The following is a 24455-nucleotide window of genomic DNA, read 5'->3' as shown; positions in this document are numbered from 1 at the left end:
GACGTCTCCTTCAGAACCAACCACATCACCCAAGGCAGTCGGCAGCGCGGGGCGCCGTCATCCGACGCCCCGCGCCAACGGCTCGCGACACCTCGAACTGCACCTGAGCCGACACCAATTGCTCAACACCGACGCGCACAACGTCGATCGTCACTGCGATTTTCCGCGCCCTGACAGCGATTTCAGATCAGGGTCACATCCACCAACTCGACCAGCGTCTTCGCAACAAGCAGAACGAGTGAAACAATTCGAAGTACCCGCTCCGCCCGCTCCCGAAAGTTACCGCCAACGCTCCTCACCTGAGCAGATACCAACATGCACAGGTCGCGAATGGATATGCAGACGGGAGCCTGTGCCCGTCAATGCCTCCACACCTCAGGGCAAGCCTGCGACTTTGTTTAAACATTGCACTACCCCCAAGTCTCACCCCGTCTGCAACGTGAGCGCGGGTGCGTAGCCGCCAGTCCCGGTGCGCTCGTAGGCCACGACTGGCCCCACGGCGTTGAGCCGCTGGCCCAGGAACAGGCAACACGCCGCGGGGGCATAGAGAATGAGATGCGTCACCGTCGTTCGTAGCGCGTTGCGCTCTCGCCGGAGCTGCTCGCGCGCCTGGACGGCGAACTCAACCGCGTCCGCAGCCGAACCCACGGCGCCATCATGCGGCCCACCCTCTGGCTCCAGGTAGAGCACCGCGCGAAAGTGACCGGGGCGCTCGGCCAGGAAGCGGTCCACGTCCGCGCGCGCATCGCCCGTCATCTGGAACATCACGAGCAACTCAGCGGCATCCGCGTTGACGTCGTGCCGGGTGACACGCAGCCCGCGCCCAGATGGCTTCGCGTCCGAGCGCCACAGGAAGGTCTCTCCCCGCGTGGGCTGTTCGACTCGGAAGCGGTAGCCCCCCACCTCCGGGAATTGGAAGCCCACCGCCAGCACCGTGCTCAGCGGCAACTTGCCCCGCAGGTCGATCAACGCACCATCAGGCCGCCTCGACAGGCGCTGACGCACGGCCAGCAAGGAAGGCAGCAACGTCTCCCGCCACACCGCCTCCGACGGCAGCGTCCGGGTGTCTCGGTCGAAGTACGCCGTCCAATCCAACTCCTCGGTGGGAGGCACATCCCACGCACGCCGCGCCCACCCATGAATCCAGAGGCTCACGGTGGGCACAGCCTCCCGCGAGGCCAGCAGCCCCCAGGCCCGAATGACTTCTCGCAGCGACTCCGGGGTGACGCGCTTCTTGCCGCCCCCAAGCTCGACCCACTCCCGGAGCCCGTCCACCGCGACGGCGCGTGGCTGCCGGCCCGTGCGCAGGCCCAGCCTCCCCATCCGGTCATCCACCTGTTCCTCCACGTCGGTGATGCTGCCCGCGACGAGCCGCAAGCGGAGGTCCTTGCAGAAAGCCCGCAGCGTCTCCGCTGGCGCACCGAGCTGCCGCTCCCACTCCGCCCAGTGCTTCTTCAGGGCACCTCGCGGTGGCTGCACGAAGAACGCGTCCGTGAAGCAGTGGTCCCTGCCATGCAGATAGCGCCCCAGGTCCTCCGCCGAGGCCCAGTTGCTCAACAGCCAGATTTCGACGGGCCCCAGGGGCCGCAGCGCCAACCAGCTCTCCAGCAGCTTTCGCAGCAGGGAGTTGCCCTCCCGGGGAGGCGTCACCAGCCCGGAGAGGGAGTACGTGTCCCGATGGTCGACGTGCCACTTCACCTGCATGTAGCGGCTGGACACGCCAGCGCCGGGCCGAGCGTGCAGCGTCACGTCATCCGCGGAGCCCGCCGTCGGGTGCTCGACATGGCCAGACTCAAAAGGGCTGTCCGCCTCGAGCAGCCGGAGCAGCTCATACCAGCTCAGCAGATGCTGATAGCGGTCGCCTTCCAGGCGAGACGCACTCTGCTCTCCCATGGCGTTCCCTCATAGCGACGCCAGCAGCTTCCGTGGATACCTCCCCAGGGGCATGGATGGCGGCGCTCAAAAAGGAAGACGCCAACGCCCGGAACATTCCATCGCGGGCCTGCTGATTTTCTTCCCTGCGTGCGGCCTGCGACGGGTGATGCCCTCCCAGGACATGCCAAACGAGGTCACGCCGACCTTCAAACGTCCTGTGTGCCCCTGACTACCTTTCAGGTAGACATCACCCATCCCGGGGTGCCAGACGGAGGCGTGTTCCTCCTCGAAGAACACGGGGTCTTCGCACGGCCCGTCGTGTCATCCCCGTCGATTAGGTTACAACCCTGGAGGTTGCCTCTGCGTGTTCCCCCCTGGCTCGTTGTTGATGACGGCGGTGGTGCTCCTGCTGGGCACGGCAGCACTGGCCCAGACGCCGGACGCGAAGCGTTGGCGGCGTATTGAACGAACCGTGGACCTGAGTGCGGGCACCGGTGAGCCCATTCAACGGCTCCGGGTGGCACCTGGTGTCGTGACGACGGTGCTGCTCGACTCGGATGCCGTACTGGAAGGTGAACCGCACGAGCCCCTCCAGGGGCTGTTCCATCGCCTGGACTTCGCGGGAAAGCACCTGCTGCTCAAGCCTGCTGTCGTGATGCCCGCGAGCGGCGTGCCGCCCCTGGTGCTGCGCTTCACGGACGAAGCCGCGCCCCGGAGGCTCGTCCTGGAGCTGTCGACCGAAGCCTCCGTGGTGGACGCGGTCGTCGAAGTCCGGCGCCGTCCCGCCACCGTGGAGCAACTGGAGGCCGAGTTGGTGGCACTCCGTGAGCGCAATGCGGTGCTGGAGGCCCGGTTGGCATCAGCGCGCAGGACGGTGCCGCAACAGGGGCTCGTGGGCGCAATCCTCTCTGACGCCATCGCGTCCTCGGGGGTGGTCGTCCACTGGCTGGAAGACAAGGCCAGCGAGACCGGGCTCAAGGTCCACCGACTTCGCAGCTATCGCTCTGGTGCGTGGATGGCTTTCGCCGTGAGGCTGGAGAATCCTCGGAGTGAGGCGCCTTGGCAGCCGGGCATTGCTCGGCTGATTCACCTCGACCCGAGTGGCCACCCCACGGGAGAGACGCTGGAGGTGCCCCTGCTGATGCAGGAACCACGGCTGTTGCCCGGACAAAGCGCGGCAGCCGTCATTGAGTGGTCGGCGCCCGTGAGTCCGCCTCCAGCCTATGCGCTGGAGCTCTGGGACACAGGGCGGCGCCGTGGCGCGAGATGGGCACGACTGACGCCGTAGACGGGACAACCGCCCCGAAGGAATCCGTCATGCGACTGGAGTCAACATCCTCTTCCCCAAGGCCTCGTGTGCTGTCCACACAGGCCCTGCCCGTCGGCACACGATTGGACCGCTGGAGTGTGGCACGTCGCATTGGAGGCGGTGGCAACGGCACTGTGTACGAAGTTCGCTCGCGTCCCGGAGGCCGCAGCTACGCGCTCAAGCTGGCCCACGCCCCCTCAGACCTCCGCTTCCAACGCGAGGCCCGGGCGCTTCGTCTGCTTCGCCACCCCGGCGTCGTGCGACTGCGAGCTACAGGGATCTGGCACACAGGAACCGCCGCATACCCCTACCTCGTGCTGGAATACGTGCGTGGCAGCACGCTCTATGATTGGTCCCGAGCACGGAATCCAACGGCGCGGCACGTAGCCAGCCTATTGGCACAGTCCGCCTGGGCATTGGACGCCGCACATCGCAGGCGGGTGCTTCACCGAGACTTCAAGGGGGACAACCTTCGCATCAGAGACGACGGGCGACTGGTGGTCTTGGACTGGGGCGCGAGCTGGCATCCCGAAGCCAGCCCTCTTACGTCCGCGACACGGCTGCCGCCTGGAACAGGCCCCTACCGCAGTCCCCAAGCCCTCCTCTGGAGCATGCAGGCACCACGACAAGCGGCTCCCTCCGAGCACTACCCATACACGGTGGCCGACGACCTGTACGCGATGGGCGTGACCTTCCACCGGTTGGTGGTGGAGCAGTATCCACCGCTTGTCCTGCAGGAGCCCCGCCCTCCCCTGGCCTCCGCCACCTTGCGAGTCCTCAACCCGCGAGTGCCCGAGCCTCTCGCCCGATGGATTGGTGAGCTGCTCGCGTTCACGCCCGAGGCACGGCCAGCCAGCGCCGGGAGCCTTGCCAGGGATGTTCATGAGGCCCTCGCCCGAGCGGGGCCAGCTTGGGACGCACCCCTGTTCGACTGGTACGAGGGCGCCTCAACCGCGACGCGCACGACACAGGAGGAGAACGGTGGGGGAGCTGTCGCACCTGGAGAAGAAGCGGCGCTCCACTCTGCAAGGCCCCTTCGCGAGTCACGGGTCCAGCTCCACCGCGAGAAGCGCTGGCGGCGACGACGCGTGCGTTCGGAGGTAGAAGCGCAATGCACCACGGAGTCAGCAGGCCCTTCAGCGCAACGACACGTGAGTCGGCGGATACGAATCGCCGGGGCTCTGAGCTTGGTCGTGTGCATCGCCGGGGCCCTGGCCCAGGTAGGCATTCCTCCAGGAAACACAGCCGCCCTTCCCGCGCAGCAACTGGCGCGGACCGAGGGACCAGCGGACACTGGGTTGCCCGCCACGGCCCATCCGTTCCCCATCGCAGAGTTCCCGTGGCCGGCAGATGCCATGTCCACCACCGAGCCCCACGCGCGATGTGCCACCCGACTCCATCACTACTTGCTGGCTGCATTCTCCGCCGCCAGTCTCAATGCCTGCTCAGGTCCCCAGGTACGGCCCGGTCCCGAGAAGTGCCCCGTCGAGGCACTGGAGTCGATGCGCCGACTTGAACTCCCCATCGGCGTTGGAGGGTTCATCCAGCTCGACCTTCAGCAGCCGGATGATTCGGACCAGACCAACTACAGCATCGTCGTCAGTGACGGGCCCATCACCAGCCGGCTCGATGAGACTTTGGGCCACCTCCCAACGAACACGCTCTTCTACGGACGCATCTGGACGGGCGGAGAACGAATTCAGGGCCGCTACACACGCGTGAGGACGCCCGACGGCAGTGAGTACCCGGTGTGCTTCGTCCTGGGTAACGCGACGGGAATGCCCAAGGACCAGGGCTCCCGCCCTGGATACACCCGTGTTCATCCGTGGTCCAACGCCATGGCGGTGGATCGATTCCCCTGAAGACGCCCGCTCAGGGTGGCGAGACTCGCGACGGCTGCTCGATGACGCGGGCCTCGTTGCGCAGCCGCAGCTCGTTGCCCACGGCGGACAGCACCGCGGCGACAGGCACTGAGAGGAAGGCTCCCGCCACGCCGAAGAGCACGCCGCCCGCGGTGATGGACAGCAGGATGACCACCGGGTGCAGCGGCACGGCGCGGCCCATCACCACGGGCTCCAGGACGTTGCTCTCCAACTGCTGGACCCCCAGCACGACGACCAACGCCAGGAGCGCGTCGAGCGGACCGCTGGTGATGAGGGCCACCAGCACCGCAATGAACCCCGCCACGGTGGCGCCCACAATGGGAAAGAAGCCGCCCATGAAGGTCAGCGCCGCCAGCGGCAGCACGAGCGGCACACCGATGATGGCCAGGCCCACGCCGATGCCCACCGCGTCCACCATGGCGATGATGACGACGCCGCGCAGGTAACCACTGAGCGTCCTCCAGGCGCGCAGCCCCACGGCGCGCACGGTGTCTCGCCGCGTCGGGGACACACGCGCCAATACCCAACCGCCAAGTTGCTCGGCGTCCTTCACGAAGAAGAACAGCAACGTCAGCGTCAGCAGCCCACCCGCCATCGCCTGCACGGCGAAGTTGGCGCCCGCGAGGACGCCCGAGGTGATGCGGCCCGCGTTCGACTTCAGGAACGCCAGCCCCTCTTGCAACAGGCCATCGAGTTGCTCCCGGGACACGGGCAGCTCCTGGGTCATCCACCCGATGGCGCCCTCCATCCCCGTCTGCATGTTCGCCCCCGCCGCGCTGACCTCCTGGACGATGCGCGGCACGAGCAGCAGCAGCACGGCGCCGGCGACCAGCAGCAACACCAGCACGGCCAGCAGCGTCGCGAGCGCTCGCGGCACCTTCCCGGCGGACAGCCAGCGCACCGGGGGATAGAGAAGGGTCGCCAGCAACAGCGCCACCACCGAAGGCAGCACGATGAGATAGAGCCGCGCCAGCAGCAGCACGAGCGCGACCACGGCGCCCGCGATCAGAATCAGCTTGCCGCTGAACAGCGCGCTGCGCGTGAGCCAGGAGTGAGATGGAGAGTCCAGGGTGGCCATACGTCCCGGGCACCCTATGCACGAGGTGGGATAGCGCACCGGGCGAGCTTCCGGCGGTGTGACCTCATGAACGGATGAGACGCACACGCGGTCCGGCGCGGTCTAAATCCGACGAACGTCCCCGGCGCGCCACACCGAGGGTCAAATCATCTTTTCGAGCAGGGCCCGCAGCTCCGACTGCTGCGCGGCGCTCAAGCGTCCGAGCCGCTCGCTGTACGCCTCGGAGAGCAGCGCGGTCCCCTGCTGCATCACCTTGCGGCCAGCCGGGGTGAGTTGCAGCCGGTGCCGCCGCAGGTCCTCGGTGTCAATTTCACGGCGGAGGAAGCCCGCGGCCTCGAGCCGCTTCACGTACAGCGTCACCGACGGCTTCGGCATGCAGAGCGAGGCCGCCAGCTCGGCGGGATACGGATGCTCGTCCACCTCCGCGAGAACGAAGAGCTCCTTCGTCTCGAGCCCCAGGGCGGCGATGTCGGCGGCGACACTGGAAATCACCGCCATCAACAGCCGGTGGTTGAGCGACCAGATTTTCGCAGGGTCGATTTTCGACATGACTTCATGGCGAGGAAATTGGTTCCAAATTAAACCAGTTCCAGGTTGAACTAATTCGCTGTCCGCACAATGTAGCACGCCCTTGGGAGCCCCTCATGCCTCTGAACCACTACGTCACGCTCGGCCGTTCCGGCCTGCGAGTAAGCCCGCTGTGCCTGGGAGCCATGACTTTCGGTGAAGACCTCGGTTGGGGGTCCAGCGTCGAGGAGTCCCAGCGCATCATGGACCGCTACATCGAGCTCGGCGGCAACTTCATCGACACCGCGAACTTCTATACGAAGAGCCACTCCGAGAAGATCATCGGAGACCACATCGGCCGCCACCCCGCGCGGCGCGACCGGCTCGTGATTGCGACGAAGTTCAGCGGGAACCTGTACCCGGGTGACCCGAACGGCGGTGGCTCGGGCCGCAAGTCCATCATCGCGGCCTGCGAGAACTCGCTCCGCCGCCTGCAGACGGACTACATCGACCTCTACTGGCTGCACAATTGGGACATCCACACGCCCATCGAGGAGACGATGGCCGCACTGGAGGACCTCGTCCGAGCGGGCAAGGTCCGCTACCTCGGCGTCTCCGACACGCCCGCGTGGAAGATTGCCCAGGCCAACGTGATGGCGCACTTCCGAGGCTGGTCGTCGTTCATCGGGTTGCAGATTGAGTACTCGCTGCTGGAGCGCAGCGTGGAGCAGGAGCTGGTGCCCATGGCTCGCGAGTTCGGCCTGGGCATCACCCCGTGGTCGCCGCTGAAGAGCGGCGTGCTCAGCGGCAAGTACACCCGCGCGAACGCCGGCCAGCAGAAGGCCGACCGCGCCGCCTTCATCGAGTCCGCATTGAACGAGAAGACCTACACCCTCATCGACGCGCTCCAGGACATCGCCCGGGCGCATGACACCTCCGTGGCCCGCGTGGCCCTGGCCTGGGTGCAGGCGCAGCCGGCGGTGGGCTCGACCATCATCGGCGCGCGGCGGCTGTCGCAGCTCGAGGACAACGTGGGGGCGCTCGACGTGAAGCTCACGCCCGAGGAGTTCCAGCGGCTCGACACGCTCACGAAGCCCACCTTCGGCTTCCCGCAGAGCATGGAGCCCATGTTCCCCAGCATCCACAACGGCGGCACCACCGTGAACGGCGTCTTCGCGGAGGCGTCTGGCTTCGGCGTGACGAAGGGCGACAAGGTCTACTGAGCGCGCGGACGCGCGGCTTCATCTCCTGGCATGAACAGCCCGGACCTGCCGCCACTGCTCGATTGCCTGCCGCTGGTAACGAACCGGCCATTCCGGGTGGAATCCCACGGTCTGCCCGGATCGGATGGAGAGTTCCTGGCCTGCCCGCTCACGGCCCGCCAGAGAGGTACGTGGATGGGCCAGCTCCTGAAGACACACCGACAGGTGGAAGGGCTGGCCCAGCCGCATCCGCGATAAACCATCCAAACGGGGCCGGTGGGCTTCCCACCAGACCCGCCACGCGGAGCTGTCCGTGCACGTGCGCACGCGCAGCGCTGACTCCACCTCGCCGCCCTCACCGGCCCCTTCCGTAGGAAGCTCGACCGTCTCCGTAAGCTCCGCCCCGGTCATGAGCACCAGCGCCGCTGCCGCCGCGCTCTTCACCTCAGGCGCCCCGTGACCCACGTGTTCAAGTAATAACGGCACAGCCTCAGGCACTCCGAGCAGGCCCAGCGCGTCGAGGCCTTCCACCAAGGTCTCCGCCCGGCCACACAACGTCCGCACCACGCCGAAGTCTTGAGCATCCCCCGCCAACCCCAGGAGCCAGGTCAGTCGCGGAGGTGGCGTCCCCAAGGCACGACAGGCCTGACGACAGACTTGGAGCGCACGGGATGACCCCACACGCAGCGCCGCCAACGCCCACACATGCATCTCGCCTGCTGGCGCCTGCGCCAGCTTGCGCTCGAAGACAGGCAGCGCGGGCCGGTATCCCAGCTTCGAGACCGCGAGCGCAGCGGAGGCACGAACGTCGGGCTCATTGTCATCCAGCAAGGGCAGAAGGGATTCCGCGTCACCGTCGCGTCGAAGCCCCATGACGCGCGCAGCGAAAGCCCGCAGCGAGGGTCCAGATGACGGAAGCAAGTCTTCCAACCGCGACGACATCCGTGGGTGCGGCGCCAACATCAGGGGCTGCGCGCAATGCGACAGCAACGCCACATCCAGACTGGCAATGCGCGCCAGGACCTCTTCGATACCTTCCTCACCCGGCCCGAGAAGCACCCGGACATAGCTGCCCGCGGCAAGCTCGTCGAAGGCGTCGCTGGCCAATGCCTCACGTGCGCATGCCAGGGCGACATCACCTCCCACACACATCGCCTCTGCATGGCGGAGTACGCGAACCTCCAACAACTCGACATCGGGCCACTCCACCCTGGCATCATGCAGTTGGCGCTGCCGCTGCGCTAGCAGAAATGCCAGCTCTGACATGTGCTGCTCCTGGAGCCCCTGAAGGAACTCCATGACAGACGCACCACCCATCAATATCTGAGGCATGGCCATGCGTTAGCATACCATCATCCCATTCCCAACGCGCCGCACACATATGCCTATCATCGAGAACGCAACCGCTTTCACGGCCCGGGACTTCCTGTCCATGGACAAGGAAGGGGCGGACACGCTGGTCATCTGTGTCTGCGGGTCGTTCCGCCTTCCACCCCCTGGCAAACCCAGTCAGGAGGCGCTGCATCTGGCAGAGGCGCAACCCGAACCGCTCCCCGAAGACGTGTACTGGGACGAGCCAGGAACCTCCAGCGTGCGGTACGAAGGCCAATCCGCCTATTTCCGGCCAGGCACCGACATCTACGTCAATGGCCAGGCCTGGGCCCCACGCGGACGTCTGGTGAAGGAACTCCTGGTCGCGGTCCGGGTGGGGACCTGTCAGAAAGGCGTTCAGGTGTTTGGAGACCGAGTGTGGTGGCGAGGCATCACCGGCTGGCGCCCCTCATCCCCGGAACCCTTCACATCCATGCCACTCCGCTATGAACGGAGCTTCGGAGGCCCCGCCGTCCGCGAAGACGCGGAACGCCCTCGTGCATATGAAGACCGCAACCCGATTGGTCGCGGCTTCCACCCTGGTGGGCGCGACGCCGAGAATCAACCGCTGCCCAATCTGGAAGACCCCTTGCACCGGCTGGCATCGCCGACCGAGCGGGTTCCACCTGCGGGCTTTGGTGCCATCTCTCGAGCCTGGCAGCCACGGCTGGCTTACGGAGGCACGTACAACCCACAGTGGGTCGAACAGCGCGCCCCGCTCTGGCCGCGCGACTTCGATGAGCGATTCTTCCAAGCAGCCTCCCCAGGCTTGGTGGCAACACCCTGGCTGGAGGGGGGAGAGCCCGTGGTCCTGAGTGGCTTCTCTCCCGATGGAACCCTCAGCTTCCATCTGCCGCGTCCTCGCCTCGTGGCCAGCGCGAAGTTCCGCAATCGGGTCGACCGTCGGCGCATGCGCCTGGACGCGGTGCTGCTGGAGCCCGACGAGCGGCTACTCCGGATGTACTGGCGAGCCGCCTTCCCAGCGGAGCGAGAGCTCGCCCATCATGAGCAGACATTCGTGCGCGAGCTCGAGCCCTGGGAGGACGGATGACACCCGCGGACATGGGCAGCCAGCCGCTCGACATCCTGGCGATCGGGCTCTGCACCCCGCTGGGGCTCACCGCGCGCGCCACCCAAGCGGAGATTGCCGCGGGCACCGCTCGCATGTTCCAGACGGACGTCTCGGACCCCTGGGGAGAACCCGTCCGAGCGTCCATGCTGGAGCCACTGGGCGCGGCACTGCCACGCACGGAGCGAATGGCCGCCATGGCGATCACCGCCCTTCAGGACTGCATGCGCGATGTGCCCAGCCCAGGTCCCCATCCGCTCCCCCTGCTCCCCCTGGTACTGGGGCTCTCCGCCCCCGAAGAGGGCGCGCCGTTGGATGTCGAGGAACTGGTCCGCGCCATCGAGGAGGCAGGCGTGCACTGGCACATCCAACTCGCGCCCAGGGGAGCGCTTGCCTTGGGCCGAGCTGCCTTCTTCCATGCCCTCTGCCGGGCCAGTGCGTTGCTGGACACCCTGCGCTGTCCGCGTGTGCTCGTCGGCGCGGTGGATTCTTTCTGCGACCGCGAGTCCCTGCAGCGGCTCGCCGCTCAAGGCCGCACGCTCGGAGGGCCCCATCGGGACGGAATCATTCCCGGCGAAGGCGCTGGCTTCGTACTTGTCTCCAAAGCGGGCGGGATGGAGACACGCGCCCATACGGCACGGGGCCGGGTGCTGGGGTGCGCTCTCGCCACGGACGAACGGCACTTCCTGCAACCCCAACCACCGCTGGGGCACGGACTGACCGAGGTCTTTCAGCGACTGCGGGTCCACCCCGTGACAGGGACACGGCGTGCCGACTTCTTCCTTTCATGTCAGTCCACGGAGGCATTCTGGGGCCGGGAGTTCACCCAGGCCTACCTGCGCAACATCGAACTGCTGCCTGAACCGTTGACAGGGGAAGTCATTGCCGGGAGCCTGGGTGACCCGGGAGCCGCGGCAGGCATCATCCAGACTGGAATGGCATTGCATGCCCGGGGCAACTGGGGCGAAGCACGACCAGGCGTCTGGAGAACGTTGGTCTATGGCTGTTCGGATCGCGGCCACGTGGGGGCATGCATGGTGGAGGTGCAAACGTGAGTCATGTCTTCGTCAATGGGCGCATGGCGCTCAATGCAGGCGATGGACAGACTCAGAGCTGTCCGGCCCCAGACGTGTGCAAGACGCCATCCCCTGGCGGGCCTGTGCCAGTCCCCTACATCAACGTGGCACGAGACTCCGACCTGGCGAAGGGAACCAAGGCCGTGTCAATCGAGGGGCACCCCGTGGCCCTCAGCAACTCCAACTTGAGCACCAGCGTTGGCGACGAGGCGGGCACCGCGGGTGGCGGCATCATCTCCTCCAAGACGAAAGGCAAGTTGACGTGGGCCACCTTCAGCCCGGATGTGAAGTTCGAAGGAAAGAACGTCGTCCGCTTCCTCGACATCTGCCTGCACAACGGAAACAAGGTCAATACAGGGGGCAACGCCGCGACCGGCAAACCCAGCGTGGGTCTGACGTATGGCGCGGACGCCAAGTGCCCCATCTGCGGCAATCCGGAGGGACATGAACTGAAATCGGATGAACGCAGCGAGAAAGCGGCCCAGCGGCTCTACAAGAAATGTCCGCCGCACAAGAGCGTTCGAGGCCAGAAAAAAGGCTATATGGCGGGTGTGCTGCGTTGCCGCCACCCCGAAACCGGAAGAACGGTCCTCCTGCAGATGCACTCCGGGAAAACATCCATCTCAGGCTTCGTCATGAAGCCCAAGCCTTCCGCGCCCATCGCGTGGAAGAGCCGGGGCGGACAGAAAATCCAGCTCACGCGGAGTCCCGACTTCAAGGGGCCACCGGAAGAGAGCTGCGCGGCGCAGAAGCTCGTTTCAGAGGCCACCCGGCTGGGGCTTGAAATCAAGTCCATGACGGAGTTCTGGGTCGGCCCCTCCAACGAAGAGGGGCGGAGCGACGGCCATCACTACGAGTCCTGCCCCACCTGCAAGAAGGTTCTTCCCGCCCTCTTGTGCCCACAACCCGGTAACGGCACGACTGTCGTCGAACTCAAGGACTCTTGACATGTCCCCTCCTGCATCGGCGCCCGCAATCCCATCCGTGGTCCAAGCCATCACCCAGTACCACCCCACGTTCGCCAACGAAGTGCGCGGATGCACTCCTTCCGAGGTCGCGCGCATCGAGGCAGCCGTCGGCAGGCCGCTGCCAGCCAGCTACGTCGACTTCCTGCGCACCATGGGGCGCAGCACGGGGCCCTTGCAGTTGCTCCAGGACTCAGACGTTTTCTCCTTCGAACCCGTCGTCGCGTATCACGACAACAAAGACATCCCCAAAGCACCAGCGCGCTACCTGCTGTTTGGCCTCGCGGAGGATGATCCTTATTTCGACATCTACCTGGACAGTGGCAGCCAAGAACCCCAGGTCATCCGGTTCCCGACGCCCGAGTCCGCCAAGGACTTCCCCGCGGCCATTCAACAATGTGACTGGCTTGCACCCTCTCTCTCTGAGTTCATTTTCGCCAAGGCATTCTTCCAGTTCCACGTGTCTCAATTTCCCCAGAGGACGTCCCTCGCCGAATCTCCTGAAGCACGCTCCCGTCTCGACCAGGAACAGGCTGCGGCGCCGCTAACGAAACTGGGATTTACGCGGCATCCCCTGTCGAGCGATGCCGTTGCGTACTACGAACGCCCGACCAGTCTGGTGGTGGCCAGCAAGAGCCATCCTTCGGACGCGCCCCTGCTCTTCACCGTGGCCGCGTACGACCGGAAGGAGTTGCTCAAAATCGAGGACGTCCTGGCGCAGCAACTCCAGCTCATCACGCCCGGATGACCTGGGAACCCTCCATTTCAGGTGCCCCGTCGCGCAGGAGCAAGCCTTGAGCACTTCCTCAGCGAGCCGAATGGAGCAATTGATTTCCGCCATCACGCGGTATCACCCCACCTTCCGCGGTGAAATCGAGGGGTACACTTCCGAGGAAATCGAAAAGCACCAGGCAATCGTGGGTCGACCGCTTCCCGGGCCCTACGTCGACTTCCTTCGGAGCATGGGCCGCAGGATGGGAGAACTGTCCTTCCAGGAAGGCGATTTCCGCATGGAAGCACTCACCCGGTACTACGCCCACGTGGGTGCTTCGCGAGACAGCGCACTGGTCATCGGCATCTCCCGCTACGAGACGGGTGAACAACCCATCGAGTTGGACGAAGACGAGGACACGGGGGAGTTCGTGCTCACCGCATACCCTCCGCCTGAGCGGCCGCGCGAGTTCTCCGAATCCATCCAGATCTTCGACCTCGTCGAGCCCACGCTTCACGAAGCGCTCTTCGCCAAGGCCTACCTGAAATACCGCTGGCCCCAGTTCTCCCATCAGAGGACCCTTTTCTTCGCGGCGAAGTCCCCCAGCGAGGTCGAACGGGGCGCGGCCCAACTCACTCCCTTCGGGTTCGAGCAACACGCCGAATCTACTGTCGTTCGCTACTTCGAGCGACACGACGCGACCGCCATCATGAGTCCCAACCCTGGTGAGTCCGTGCGCCTCTCCCTTTCTATGCGAGACGAGGTACGCCTGCAGGAGCTGGTAGAGGGGCTGAGCAAACGACTGGCCGCGACTCCTTCACCGCCATCGAGGGAAGGTCTGTGAGGTGAGAGGGACAGGGCCGTGTCAGCTCACCGTCTGGCAAGAGGCCCGTGAGAGGTCAGCACCATCAGAGCTCCGTACAGGGCCGCCGGCTGCACCAAAGGCCGCAAGCCATGCTGTTCTCACGCGCGGCCGGCGGCCACTGCGCATCCGCGATGCCCTACCGCCTTGGCTTCCTCGCGGGTGGAGCATCTTCTCCCGAGTCGGTCTCCCGAAGTGCGATGCGCCGCGCCACCTCCGCCGCCGCTCGAACCCGGGGCGCGAGCAGCTCCCCAGGCGCGTCCTCCGCGCCCCACGACGCGGGCGCGCCCAACTGCCGCAGAACGGCACCGGGGACCACCGGTGCGTCGAACGAGAAGCTCATCGCAGGCAGTGGCACGCGCGGCTCGTCGTACCGGCCCTGCGTCATTTTGCCCGGCTTCACACCTGGTACCTCGGGGGCCACTCCCTCCGCGTCCTGCGCCCTCCGCTTCCGCTTCACAACACCGGGCGGCTCGCCTCCGCGCGCGGTCCGCAGCGCGTCCAGCACCCGCGCCTTCGTCCAACCACGCAGCTCGAACAGGAGGAACGGGTCGCGGTCCAGCGCCTCGCCCAACACGTAGTGCGTGGCTGCGACGTGCTTGCAGGGGTCTCCCCAGTCGGGACATGTGCAGTTCGTCACCAGCTCCTCGCGGCTTCGAGGGAAGAGGCTGACGCCCGCGGCGCGGAAGACCGCGTCGATGTCCTGGGGCATCGTCCCCGCGAGCAGCTCCGCGGCGTACTGGGCCCTGCCAGCCATCCCCGCGACGGCCTTCTTCCAGACGCCCGCGTCGAAATGGTTGAGTGACAGCGAGACGGCGTAGGGCGTCGGGCGCGAGCCCGTCACCCGCGCGGAGACCTTGCCGCGCTGGATGACCAGGTCATGCGTGCGCCCCGCCCGCGCATACGTTCGTCCCCGGGACAGCCGTCCCGAATCTCCTTCCAGGACGCTCTCGAGCGCCTCCAACCACCGCTCGCCCCACCACGTGGCGCCGGCCTTCTTCACCTTGATGCCATGCGCGGGCGGCGGCCGCTTCGGCGTGGATGGCCAGTCCCAGAAGTCCCGAGGGCTCATGACGCCACCGCCTTCGAGCGCGCACGTCCGCTTCGTCTCGTGGGACTCCCTCGTGGCCGTTCATCCTCCCCCTCGTCCACGACAGCGCCCTCGGACAGGGAGAACAGCTCACGCAGCGCCGACGTGCCCAGCTCCGTCACCCAGTGCTCGCCCGCGCCCACGACCTTCTCCGCGAGCTGGCGCTTCTGTTCGAGCAACCGGTCGATCTTCTCCTCGACCGTGCCCGCGCACACCAGCTTGTGGACCTGCACCGCGCGCTTCTGGCCAATGCGGTACGCGCGGTCGGTGGCCTGGTCCTCGACGGCCGGGTTCCACCAGCGGTCGTAATGAAACACATGGCTCGCCGCCGTCAGGTTGAGGCCCGTGCCTCCCGCCTTCACGGACAGGACGAAGACCCGCGGGCCGTGGGTCTCCTCCTGGAAGCGCCGCACCATCTCATCCCTCGCCTTTCGGGACGTCCCACCGTGGAGGAACAGCACCTCGTGCCCCAGGTGCTCCAACAGGTGCGCCACCAGCTTGTCGCCCATCTCCCGGAACTGCGTGAAGACGAGCGCCTTGTCTCCAACGGAGAGTGCCTCCTCGAGCATCTCCATCACGCGCGCCAGCTTCCCCGAGCGCCCCGGCAGAGGCCCCGCCTCTCCGAGATACTGCGCCGGGTGGTTGGCGATCTGCTTGGTGTACAGCAGCAGCGCGAGCACGCGGCCACGTCGCGCCATGCCGTCGGACGCCTCGATGCGGCGCAGCTCCTCGTCCACCACGGCCTTGTAGAGCGTGGCCTGTTCGCGCGTGAGCGTGCAGACGACCTTCATCTCGTTCTTGGCGGGCAGGTCCGCGATGATGGTCGGGTCGCTCTTGAGGCGGCGCAGGACGAAGGGGCCGACGATGCGCCGCAACCGGTCCGCGGCCTCCTGACTGCCATGGCGCTCGATGGGCAGCGCCACCTCGCGCCGGAACGTCTCCAGCGGCCCGAGCAGCCCGGGGTTGGCGAACTCGAGGATGGACCACAGCTCCGCCAGGCGGTTCTCCACCGGCGTGCCGGTGAGCGCGAAGCGCTGGCTGGCGCGCAGCGACCGGGCCGCGCGGGCGGTGGCCGACGCGGCGTTCTTGATGTTCTGCGCCTCGTCGAGCACCACCGCGTCCCAGTTCACGCGCGAAAGCAGCGCGGCGTCACGGCGCAGCAGGCCGTAGGTGGTGAGCACCAGCGCGCCTGGCCCGCGAGGGAAGCCGCGCACCGTGCGGGCGCGCTCGGCGCCGTAGTGCGGCGTCACGCGCAGGGTGGGAGCGAAGCGGGCGATCTCTCGCTCCCAGTTGCCCACCACGGAGGTGGGGGCCACCAGCAACGTGGGGCTTGCCTCGCGAGGGGCGCGCTCGCGCCGCTGCAACAGGAAGGCCAGCATCTGCACCGTCTTCCCCAACCCCATGTCATCCGCGAGGCAGGCACCGAGCCCCAACGAAGCCAGCGTGTCCAACCAATGCAGGCCCCGCGCCTGGTAGGGCCTGAGCGAGGCACGCAGCGCGTGGGGCGCGCCCTGGGCCGTGGCGCCGCCCGCGCGCAGGTGGCGCAAGCGCGCTTCGAGTTCCCCCGTGGCGAGGACGGTGACGGGGAGTTCGCCGTGGCGCGTCTCCCCGAGCAGGGACACCCGCACCGCCTCGCTCAGCGCCATCCGCCCGGGGCCCTGGGCCAGATGGCGCTGAATGGCGTCGAGCTCCTGGGGATCCACCGCGACCCACTCGCCATGGAAGCGCACGAGGGGGGCCTTGCGCTGGGCGAGCAGCGCCAGTTCCTGCGCGGAGAGGGGTTGGTCACCCAGCACGGCGTCCCAGTCCACGCGCAGCAGCGCGTCCAGCCCCAGCCCCGAGGCGCCGTCGACGACGCCCACGGCCTTCGAGCTCGCTCCCACGCGCATGCGCAGGCGCAGGCGGCGCCTGCCCGAGGTGGTGAGCTCGCCGGGGACGATGACGCCGAAGCCCGCGTCGGAGAGCACGTGGGCGCCCTCCGCGAGAAACGTCCACGCGGCGGCGGGTTCGAGCAGGAGCGCCTGGGGACGAGGGCTCTCGAGCACGAGCGCCAGCGGAGGAAAGAGCCGTGACGCGCGGCCGAGCGCCTCGAGCAGCGACTCCTGCGGGTCACGGAAGGCCCGGCCGAGCTTCTCCAGGCTGCGTCCGCGCGTTTTCCAGACGTCCGTGGCCGGGACGAGCAGGCTCGGGTCATCCGGGGCCTGGAGGTGGAAGCTCAAGGCGAAGGGCTTATGGTCCGCCTTCGGGGGCTCCAGCCGGAAGCAGGCGCGCAGCCGGTCCCTGGCGCCGAGCGCGGGCTCGCTCCAGCGGGTGAGCTCGTCCACGACGGAGCGCTCGGCGAAGCCCTCGGGGACAAAGTCGCGCCGCTCGCTGGTGAGCGCCTCGTTCCAGCGAGCTTCCCATGAGGACGGGGGCCGGGGACGGGCACGCGACGGAAACGAAGAGGAACCTCGCGCCGCGCGCAGGAAGGCGTCGACGGTGGCATCGAGGAAGGCGCGCAGCAAGGCATCCGGCGCCCAGACGGTGCCGCCTCGCTCCGGGCCGACCGGGACTGCGTGCGCGCTGGGCGGCAGGCTCTTGGCGAGGGCGGCGACGCGGCTGGCGTCCTCGGGGGCGGAGAGGGCCGCCCCCCAGCGTGCCTCGGTGCGCCCACCCCGCCGCAGGAGCGCGGGAACCACGCGCTCACGCGCAACCAACTCCAACGCGAGCTTGCTGGCCAGCGTCCACAGGGCGATGGAGCCGGGAAACGCAGCCGCGTCGGAGGACCGAGCCACCGCGAGCCGTTCGACAGTGGCGGCCAAGGGCAGCCCACGTCCGTCGCACTCGCGGAGTCCCTCGGGTGTCACAAGCGAGGCGGCGGCACGGGCGCCCGCGCGCGACAGGCCGGAGAGCGAGCGAGGCAGCAGCTCCGTGCCCCAGAGGAACGGCGTCTCGGTGTCTGGCAGGAACACGAGGGGCATCGGGGGGAAAGTAACCCCAACCACCGCGAGCGACAGGCCAAGCTTGACGGCGGGCGCCAGTCGCCGCGAGGGACTGCCCGGAGGCCGACACCTTCAGTGGGATGCGACGATGTGGCGGACCGCGCTGAGCCGGCATCATTACGAGCTGAGAGCAGCCCCCTCCCCAGCAAGCCAGGCACGGCCTTGCGTCAACCGCCTCGCAGCGCATCGCGCGAACTACCAGCCCCCAGCGGCCGCCCAGTCCTGGAAGACGTGGACCGGCTCACAGATGGCGTGAAGACCGGTGCGGCCCCTGTTGCCAATCTGGACGCCGTGAAACCGGGTTCCCGCCTCGCGCGCCTTCTCGACCATCTGGCTGAGGTGGGGCGGTGCAGGCCACTCGCCGTCGCTGACAAACAGCACGTCCGCCCGTCTCCAGTCCTTCTCCTCAAGGCGTTGAACCACCCTCGCCATGACGCTGGCCTCGTCGTTGCCGCCTCCGAAGGATTGGCCGAGGAACGACAGCAGCCGTCCAACGCCCTCCTCCGTCAGCGAGAGCTCGTGCTCCAGCACCTGCCCCGGTCCGCTGTAGGTGTAGAGGAAGCATCGGCGCTTCTCCGCGTGCGCGGTCCGAAGTGCCTCCAACACCAGGGCCTTCCCTACTCGCTCCGGCAGGCCGTGCATCGAGCCGGACGTATCCATCACGGCGATGATGGGACCTCGCTGCGGGCGGGGTCTTCGTTGCTCGACGGCCTCTTCGCTTTCGCGCTCGACGAGCGTGCGCTCCACTTCGAGGCCTTCAACGCGATACGAGAGCAGCGCGCGCTCCGCTCGGCGCGCATGCCACAAAAAGCGGAGCTTGGGGTGTCCGAGGTTGACCGCCTCCACAGGCAACATCCTCGCGAGTTCACCACTCCGTTCGACGCCCCGCATCTCTGCCGGAACGTGTGGCGTCCAAACCTCGCGGCGCTCCTCCTCGAGCCGTCGCATGGGGAGGAAAACCGTCTCCGCGAGGGTCGCTTCGGCCTCGCTCGCGTGCCATCGCCCGAGAGTCCGCACGATATCTGCGAACTGCAGCAATTGCCTGACGAGTTCACGCAGACGCACGAGGTCTGTCCAACCGGTGTGTTTCAAAACGCCGAGGCTCAGGTCCCAGCCTCGCCCCATCAACTCGCCCAGGTCACCGAAAACGTCCGAGATCGCCGCCCATTCACGCGTCCGCTCTCCCCATCTCGCGATGAGTTCAGCGTCCTCCGTCACAGTCCGCTGGGAGGCCTCTCGCTCGGCCTGTTGGCGCAGACGCGCGAGCATGACCTCGTCGATGTGCGTGGCCTTTCTCTTCCGCGGCCCTCGTGTCACGGCTTGGGATTCCTGTTTCTCCAAGCGCTTGCGTTCGAGTTGCTCCAACGTGCGCAGACGCGTCGCGATCTCGGCTCGGACCTCGGACGCCTGACGCGTGAACGAGACGAGCACGTCCCGCAGAAAGGCATCCACCAACTCGGGCTGGCCCTTGCAAAAGCGCAAGAAGCCCAGCGACTCGGCGGCAAGCCGCGCGGGGGCGGCGATTTCCGGCGGCGGCCACGTCCCGGGGGGTGGGAAGCGGCCGTCGAGCAAGGAATCTCGCCAGGCACGGAGGCCGTGGACTCGCTCCGGGAGGGAGCCGACGGGCAGCGTGATGAGGGCCTGGAGGAACTGCTCGGGGCAGTCGTCCAGGAACGCGTAACCCCGTTCGAGGGCGCCCGCATCAAAGGCCTCTTTCATGGACCTTTCTCCACGGAGGCGCCACCGACGTCTTGCTCGCGTGGAAGCATCTCGAAGCCTTGACGCAGTTTCTCGATGCGCCCCAGCAGGGTTTCGACCACACGCCGCGTGGCGCCCAGGCTTCGCGCCGCGGGCTCGGCGAAGTCGTCGGTCACCCAGAGGTGCGTACGGATGTCCGCGTCCAGGCTGGCGATGTGGGCGAGCAACTGCTCCTTGTAGGTTTCGACCTGCTGCCGGACTGTTCCGAGTTCCTTGAGACAGGCCTCGACATGGGCCGGCTTCTGGCGCGTTGGCTCCACGAGGGGAGGAAGGGGCAACGCGTCCATGTGCCAATTCGATTTGTCCGCGACGTAGGCGTCACGGTTCGACCAGTGTTTGAACTCTCGCCAGCCATAATGCCGGTCTTGGACATACAGAGGGTTCAGCTCGGCAAGTGTAAAGCCTTGCCCTGCGTTGGCACGGTCTCGAATCTCTCCTCTGTCCCTGTAGTAGTTGGGGTCCACGGTTCGAGCACCATCGGGAGCAAGGAACAACAGGTCCTTCCCACGCCGGGCCTGCTCCGTGTGGGCGTTGTTCGTCGTGGGCTTTCCCGTCGAATCCTTGAACAAGAGGGTCCCCGCTGCGTCGCGCACTTGGGAGCGGCTGTCCTGGTCCTGCTTGAGCCGGGCCTCCCAAGACACCACGATGCGGGTGAGTCTGGACGGGTCCATCGCCGCGCTCGCTCCGGCCCTCGCCGCGTACCAGTCGTAGACCTTGGCGCGCTGCTCGGGCTCGTTCCAAAGGCAGTGCTGAAGCAACCAGCAATCCCAGATGGACACCCGGTTCCTGCCGTTCGTGAGCGCCGCCGTCTGGAGGAGCTTCACGACCTTCCGCCAGCGGCGGTCCGACACCTGGAGCTTCTCGGCCGTACACCAGTCGCGCAGCTCCGAGAGCAACGCCACCACGTCATCCGGGACGGCCACCGCCGACGCCGCTTGTTGAACCGCGCTCAGGTCCTCGGCGCTCAACCGGAGGTGCGTGGCGACCTCCGCGGCCACGTCGCCCCGGAGCCCCAGCAAGGCGGGGAACCCTGACTTCGATACCGGCCCGACGTGACACCGCAGCAGGAACCGGTCGAAGAGCGCGTCGAGCTCCTCGCATTCCGGAAGCTCGTTGCTCGCGCCCACCACGGCGATCAGCGGAGTGGACTCGCGGCGGGTCCCGTTGTCGAACTCGCGCTCGTTGAGCAACGTGAGGAGCGCGTTGAGGATCGCGCTGTTCGCCTTGAAGATTTCATCGAGGAAGGCAATGGACGCCTTGGGGAGGTAGGCCTCCGTGAGGCGTTCGTACCGGTCCTCTTCCAGTCCCTTGATGGACAGGGGACCAAAAAGTTCCTCCGGCACCGTGAACCGCGTCAACAGTCGCTCGAAGTAGGTGGTCGACGCGAAGGCCTGATGCAGGCGCCTCGCGACCAGGCTCTTCGCCGTCCCTGGCGGGCCGACCAGCAAGAGGTGCTCACCCGCCAGGGTGGCGAGCAGCGCGAGGCGAACTGGCACGTCTCGTTCGACGAGCCCGGTCAGCAGACCATCTCGGAGGGTCTTGAGGCGAGCGGCGAGGTCGGGCGGTGACTCTTTCAGGGCTTCGGACATGGCTTCTCCGTTCAGCGCAGCAGCACTGTTCAGAGAGACGTCCCGAAGGGTTCCACGGCATCGGTCCCCCCCGTAGTTTTCACCGGTCGAAGAACCCTCGCCGCCGCCGTGAGCAGGTCTTCGTCGCTTCGAAGCCAGCCCACCAGCGAATGCAGTGCATCCAGGCTCTCGGGGATCATGGGCGCCTCTTGAGCGCCTTCACGCCGAGCCCCTCCCGAGGAAGGCGCAACATCAACCGGCGGCTTCCCCATTTCGCTGAATGCAGGTGCGCGTCGAAGTAGCGCAGGAGGAGCTGCGCGTCACCCGCCCACCGCGTCTCCACGGCCCGCTCAGGGCCAGCGGTGAACAACGTATCCGCGCCCGCGATTGGACGCCTTCACCCTGCCGTCCTTGAACTCCTCGACGGTCCCCTCGTGGACGAAGCAGATAGGGTACTCCGCCTGCCCCGGGAGCTTCACGCGGTCGTACCGGATGACGAGCGCCGGCCCATCCGCGCGCCCCATCTTGTCGGAGAGGTAGTACGCCTTGCCGTAGAAGCGCGTTCCGGCGGGGACGACCTCACGCTGCCGGTGATCGTTGACTTCAGGGGCAACCGACACCACCTCAGCACCAGGGGTGAACCACACACCATCAAACTGCTCTTGGCTGTGATCGAGGTGGAGGGAGAAACCAGCCCTATATTCCCAATGAAGCTGCTCCCGCATGGCCTCCTCCGCCCCAGCCGGGCACGTGAAGGCCTCGGGCCGTATCTGGGCCCCCGGACACCCCGCCGCCAGCGCAGCGACCAGCGACAGCGACGCGCACTGGACGGCGGCAACGGACTTCTTCGGCGGGCGGAGCGCACGTGCTGAGGGCGAGACTTCTGGGACGGGGGTCTTCAAGGTGAATCCTTCCTTCGGTGCAGCGGCGATGGCGGGCCCCGGGACTGTCACGGTCGAAGCGCTGTCAGGTGTCATAGCAGGAGGTGCTATCCGGGACGGTGGGGAATGGGGTGTGGCGGCAGGCAGGGGTGGGGCCGTGGCCTGACGCGACTCGGAGGGAACGTGCCCTGGCGCGCGCCAGAGGGCCGCGGCCATGACGAGCGCGACGATGCAGGCGAGGCCCGCGAGCCACCTGCCCGCGCGAAGCGGTCGCTCCATCCGAGCCACCTCCCGCTCCATGGGTTGCGGCTTGGAGGGTATCGCCAGCGCCGCGGGTGGTGGCCCTCCGCGCCGCTGCTCCGCGGGTGGATGGGCCGGCACGTCATACTCAGCGGAGCGCTCGGCGCGGAGGTCCGCCAGCTCGCGGCACAGCGCCTCGGTGTCGACCGGACGCGTCCTCGGGTCTCTGGCCAGGATGTGCTCGACGAGGTCGCTCAGCACCGCTGGCACCCGCGCATTCACCAGTCGAGGGGGCGGCGGTCGGAGGGTGTGGCTGTTCAAGTCGAAGCGCGGACGAAGCTCCGTCGGGCGTGGGTCGGTCAGCAGCTCATGGAGCATGACGCCGACGGCGAAGATTTCGTCGGTGACCTGGAACGCGTAGCGGGCCCGGTGCTCGTCCTTGTGCTCGCGCAGGAACTTGAACTGCTCGGGCGCGCGATAGCGGTCCGTGCCCGGAGGCAGGCCCCCGTCCGTCAGGTGTTCGGCGAGCGCATAGGTCGCGCAACTGAAGTCGATGATGACGGGCTCGCCGTCGCTCTTGCGGATGAGGACGTTGGACAGCTTCAAGTCCCGGTGCAGGATGCCCCGGCCGTGCATGTACGACAGTGCACCGGCGAGCTTCTCGAAGACGGCGACGATTTCGCGGACGGTGGGGTGCTTGCGCTCCGCCCACTCCGCGAGCGTCCATCCGTCCACGTAGTCGAGCGCGAGGTAGAGGTTCCCACTCTCCGCGAGCCCATATCCTTGCGGCCGGACGATGTGGGGATGGTCCAGCATGAGCAGCGCCGTCAACTCCCGCAGCGTCCGCGCATGCGTCTGCTTGGGGTCGCCGCTGGACTCCCGGTGCTGAGCCACCTTGATGGCCCGGTGCCTGCCATTCTTTTCGCCGAGGAAGACGAACGCAAAGCCTCCGTCCCCGAGTGGCTTGGAGACCTGCCATCCGTCAATCAACGAACCGGGCGGAACGTGGAGCATCGTCGCGTTCATGGTGCCTCCTCCGCGACGGGCTCCGGAAAGCGCACGTCTGGAATCGTGAGTCGACGGTCCCCATTCCCACGCACCTCCAGGGTGAAGACCAGGTCTGATGATGTCTTGGGCACGTCCACGACCGCCAGAATGCGCCCATCCTTCCCCGGAAGGATTGCCCCTGAATTCTCCGTGACGAGCCGCGCCCGCAGGGACACACCGTCTCGACCCACGAAGGTCGCTTCTCGGGGTGTCCAGGCTGGGTGCGTGGTGCCGTTCACGATTCTCATGTCCGCCAGAATCCAACCCGTGCCCCGATAGGCGACGAACTCGTCCAGGTTGAGCCCCTGCATCATCACACGCTTGCCTTTGCGGCTTGATGCCGTGACACCCTGCGCGTCCACGTAGCCGAGCAGCACGAAGTCTTCCGGCTTCGGCGTCGGCGCGTGGGCCGTGGGCTGGCAGGCCGTGTTCGGTGGCTCCGGACGTTGCACGTCGATTCGGGAGTCCACTTCGGCCGAATGGATCATGAGCACGAAGGCGGCCCGAGCCGGCTGCTGGCCATCGGCGAAGAAGACCCCGATTTCCTGCCGCTCCCCGTCGCCCAGGTGGGCCACGGGTTGAACGATGAAGGAGCGCTCGCCCGCATCCAGGACACGCAGCCGGGACGCATCAAAGGACAGCGTCCTCTTCTGGATGGGCGAATTGAACAGGAAGACGGTCGGCGTGTCCCCCGAGACGTGGACGACGGGCAGCGGCTCCGCGGGCGTACGGGCGACGGTGACGGCGCGCTCCCGCCTGACGCGCGCCCCCGGTGCCTGCTCATTCGCCGCAGCGGCGCCCGAGACGAGCGCGAGCACGAGGGCCAATCTGAAAGGTTGGAGCAATGGTACGTGACCTCCCGAATGGGAAGGCTACCATCGTGGATGCCCGCGCAGTGCGGCTCTTTCCTGTCGCCCGAGCCGCGTTCCGCGCCACCAGGCCCCCTGGGTGCAGGTGCTGACGCTGTGCCAGCAGGCACAA

The 24455-nt window shown here is 67.1% G+C and carries 18 protein-coding genes and 1 pseudogene; 9 read left to right on the top strand and 10 right to left on the bottom strand.

What is annotated here, in order from left to right; translation table 11 throughout:
• Positions 1 to 423: 423 nt before the first annotated feature.
• On the bottom strand, positions 424 to 1893 hold the full coding sequence (locus tag A176_RS35290; protein WP_002634039.1) for an SAVED domain-containing protein: 1470 nt from the start codon (positions 1891 to 1893) through the stop codon (positions 424 to 426).
• Between the two features lie 346 nt (positions 1894 to 2239).
• On the opposite strand from A176_RS35290, the gene A176_RS35285 reads away from it, so the two are divergent.
• The 3 genes and pseudogenes from A176_RS35285 (at position 2240) to A176_RS40400 (ending at position 5046) form a co-directional block, all read left to right on the top strand.
• Positions 2240 to 3163 (top strand): DUF2381 family protein, encoded by a 924-nt coding sequence (locus A176_RS35285; protein WP_002634040.1) that lies wholly within the window; start codon positions 2240 to 2242, stop codon positions 3161 to 3163.
• A pseudogene (locus tag A176_RS40405) lies at positions 3142 to 3894 on the top strand (serine/threonine-protein kinase); the annotation flags it as partial. The gene A176_RS35285 and the pseudogene A176_RS40405, both read left to right, overlap by 22 nt.
• Before the next feature lie 792 nt (positions 3895 to 4686).
• Positions 4687 to 5046, top strand: coding sequence for a hypothetical protein (locus A176_RS40400; RefSeq protein WP_226994444.1), 360 nt, complete (start codon positions 4687 to 4689; stop codon positions 5044 to 5046).
• A gap of 10 nt (positions 5047 to 5056) precedes the next feature.
• Here A176_RS40400 and A176_RS35275 read toward each other — a convergent pair whose 3' ends face one another.
• Positions 5057 to 6145 (bottom strand): AI-2E family transporter, encoded by a 1089-nt coding sequence (locus A176_RS35275; RefSeq protein ID WP_002634042.1) that lies wholly within the window; start codon positions 6143 to 6145, stop codon positions 5057 to 5059.
• Between the two features lie 141 nt (positions 6146 to 6286).
• Complete coding sequence (locus A176_RS35270) at positions 6287 to 6694, bottom strand: MarR family winged helix-turn-helix transcriptional regulator (protein ID WP_002634043.1); 408 nt, start codon at positions 6692 to 6694, stop codon at positions 6287 to 6289.
• 95 nt (positions 6695 to 6789) lie between these two features.
• Between A176_RS35270 and A176_RS35265 the strand changes: the two genes are divergently transcribed.
• Positions 6790 to 7875: an aldo/keto reductase gene (locus tag A176_RS35265; protein ID WP_002634044.1), complete on the top strand. Its 1086-nt coding sequence runs from the start codon at positions 6790 to 6792 to the stop codon at positions 7873 to 7875.
• Positions 7876 to 7893: 18 nt separating this feature from the next.
• Here A176_RS35265 and A176_RS39195 read toward each other — a convergent pair whose 3' ends face one another.
• The gene (locus A176_RS39195) at positions 7894 to 9192 is read right to left on the bottom strand and encodes a HEAT repeat domain-containing protein (RefSeq protein WP_021781224.1); all 1299 of its coding nucleotides are present in this window, start codon (positions 9190 to 9192) and stop codon (positions 7894 to 7896) included.
• A 43-nt stretch (positions 9193 to 9235) separates the two neighbouring features.
• Between A176_RS39195 and A176_RS35255 the strand changes: the two genes are divergently transcribed.
• From A176_RS35255 to A176_RS35235, 5 genes are read left to right on the top strand one after another with little or no spacing between them, the layout of a single operon-like run.
• Entirely contained in the window at positions 9236 to 10276 is a 1041-nt protein-coding gene (locus A176_RS35255) for a DUF2169 domain-containing protein (RefSeq protein WP_044889969.1), read from the top strand.
• Positions 10273 to 11349: a hypothetical protein gene (locus A176_RS35250; protein ID WP_002634047.1), complete on the top strand. Its 1077-nt coding sequence runs from the start codon at positions 10273 to 10275 to the stop codon at positions 11347 to 11349. Before A176_RS35255 ends, A176_RS35250 begins: the two co-directional genes overlap by 4 nt.
• On the top strand, positions 11325 to 12317 hold the full coding sequence (locus A176_RS41305; protein ID WP_420811422.1) for a DUF4150 domain-containing protein: 993 nt from the start codon (positions 11325 to 11327) through the stop codon (positions 12315 to 12317). Before A176_RS35250 ends, A176_RS41305 begins: the two co-directional genes overlap by 25 nt.
• Position 12318: 1 nt before the next feature.
• Positions 12319 to 13083 carry an SMI1/KNR4 family protein gene (locus tag A176_RS35240; RefSeq protein WP_044889970.1) on the top strand — a complete coding sequence of 255 codons (765 nt, stop codon included), beginning with the start codon at positions 12319 to 12321 and terminating at the stop codon, positions 13081 to 13083.
• Between the two features lie 46 nt (positions 13084 to 13129).
• Entirely contained in the window at positions 13130 to 13891 is a 762-nt protein-coding gene (locus A176_RS35235) for a hypothetical protein (RefSeq protein WP_144429675.1), read from the top strand.
• Between the two features lie 157 nt (positions 13892 to 14048).
• Here the strand turns inward: A176_RS35235 and A176_RS35230 are convergent, their stop codons facing one another.
• The 6 genes from A176_RS35230 to A176_RS35205 form a co-directional block, all read right to left on the bottom strand.
• Positions 14049 to 14981, bottom strand: coding sequence for an SWIM zinc finger family protein (locus tag A176_RS35230; protein WP_002634051.1), 933 nt, complete (start codon positions 14979 to 14981; stop codon positions 14049 to 14051).
• A complete protein-coding gene (locus tag A176_RS35225; protein WP_002634052.1) occupies positions 14978 to 17959 on the bottom strand; it encodes a DEAD/DEAH box helicase in 2982 nt (993 codons plus the stop codon). Before A176_RS35225 ends, A176_RS35230 begins: the two co-directional genes overlap by 4 nt.
• A gap of 216 nt (positions 17960 to 18175) precedes the next feature.
• Positions 18176 to 19552: a vWA domain-containing protein gene (locus tag A176_RS35220; protein ID WP_226994085.1), complete on the bottom strand. Its 1377-nt coding sequence runs from the start codon at positions 19550 to 19552 to the stop codon at positions 18176 to 18178.
• Positions 19553 to 19695: 143 nt separating this feature from the next.
• A complete protein-coding gene (locus tag A176_RS35215; protein WP_002634054.1) occupies positions 19696 to 21327 on the bottom strand; it encodes an AAA family ATPase in 1632 nt (543 codons plus the stop codon).
• A 329-nt stretch (positions 21328 to 21656) separates the two neighbouring features.
• Complete coding sequence (locus A176_RS35210) at positions 21657 to 23453, bottom strand: serine/threonine protein kinase (protein WP_002634056.1); 1797 nt, start codon at positions 23451 to 23453, stop codon at positions 21657 to 21659.
• Complete coding sequence (locus A176_RS35205) at positions 23450 to 24319, bottom strand: DUF2381 family protein (RefSeq protein ID WP_021781226.1); 870 nt, start codon at positions 24317 to 24319, stop codon at positions 23450 to 23452. Before A176_RS35205 ends, A176_RS35210 begins: the two co-directional genes overlap by 4 nt.
• Positions 24320 to 24455: the final 136 nt, after the last annotated feature.

It is taken from the genome of Myxococcus hansupus, assembly GCF_000280925.3.
GTDB lineage: Bacteria > Myxococcota > Myxococcia > Myxococcales > Myxococcaceae > Myxococcus > Myxococcus hansupus.
This window is presented reverse-complemented; position numbering and strand designations above follow the sequence as displayed.

What these genes read in the sequence shown, in the direction of transcription:
- A176_RS35250 (WP_002634047.1), top strand. Translation starts at nt 10,273, where the DNA reads ATGACACCCGCGGACATGGGCAGCCAGCCGCTCGACATCCTGGCGATC.
- A176_RS35265 (WP_002634044.1), top strand. Translation starts at nt 6,790, where the DNA reads ATGCCTCTGAACCACTACGTCACGCTCGGCCGTTCCGGCCTGCGAGTA.
- A176_RS35270 (WP_002634043.1), bottom strand. Translation starts at nt 6,694, where the DNA reads ATGTCGAAAATCGACCCTGCGAAAATCTGGTCGCTCAACCACCGGCTG.
- A176_RS35290 (WP_002634039.1), bottom strand. Translation starts at nt 1,893, where the DNA reads ATGGGAGAGCAGAGTGCGTCTCGCCTGGAAGGCGACCGCTATCAGCAT.
- A176_RS35255 (WP_044889969.1), top strand. Translation starts at nt 9,236, where the DNA reads ATGCCTATCATCGAGAACGCAACCGCTTTCACGGCCCGGGACTTCCTG.
- A176_RS39195 (WP_021781224.1), bottom strand. Translation starts at nt 9,192, where the DNA reads ATGGCCATGCCTCAGATATTGATGGGTGGTGCGTCTGTCATGGAGTTC.
- A176_RS40400 (WP_226994444.1), top strand. Translation starts at nt 4,687, where the DNA reads ATGCGCCGACTTGAACTCCCCATCGGCGTTGGAGGGTTCATCCAGCTC.
- A176_RS35240 (WP_044889970.1), top strand. Translation starts at nt 12,319, where the DNA reads ATGTCCCCTCCTGCATCGGCGCCCGCAATCCCATCCGTGGTCCAAGCC.
- A176_RS35230 (WP_002634051.1), bottom strand. Translation starts at nt 14,981, where the DNA reads ATGAGCCCTCGGGACTTCTGGGACTGGCCATCCACGCCGAAGCGGCCG.
- A176_RS35210 (WP_002634056.1), bottom strand. Translation starts at nt 23,453, where the DNA reads ATGAACGCGACGATGCTCCACGTTCCGCCCGGTTCGTTGATTGACGGA.
- A176_RS35275 (WP_002634042.1), bottom strand. Translation starts at nt 6,145, where the DNA reads ATGGCCACCCTGGACTCTCCATCTCACTCCTGGCTCACGCGCAGCGCG.
- A176_RS41305 (WP_420811422.1), top strand. Translation starts at nt 11,325, where the DNA reads ATGCATGGTGGAGGTGCAAACGTGAGTCATGTCTTCGTCAATGGGCGC.
- A176_RS35215 (WP_002634054.1), bottom strand. Translation starts at nt 21,327, where the DNA reads ATGTCCGAAGCCCTGAAAGAGTCACCGCCCGACCTCGCCGCTCGCCTC.
- A176_RS35225 (WP_002634052.1), bottom strand. Translation starts at nt 17,959, where the DNA reads ATGCCCCTCGTGTTCCTGCCAGACACCGAGACGCCGTTCCTCTGGGGC.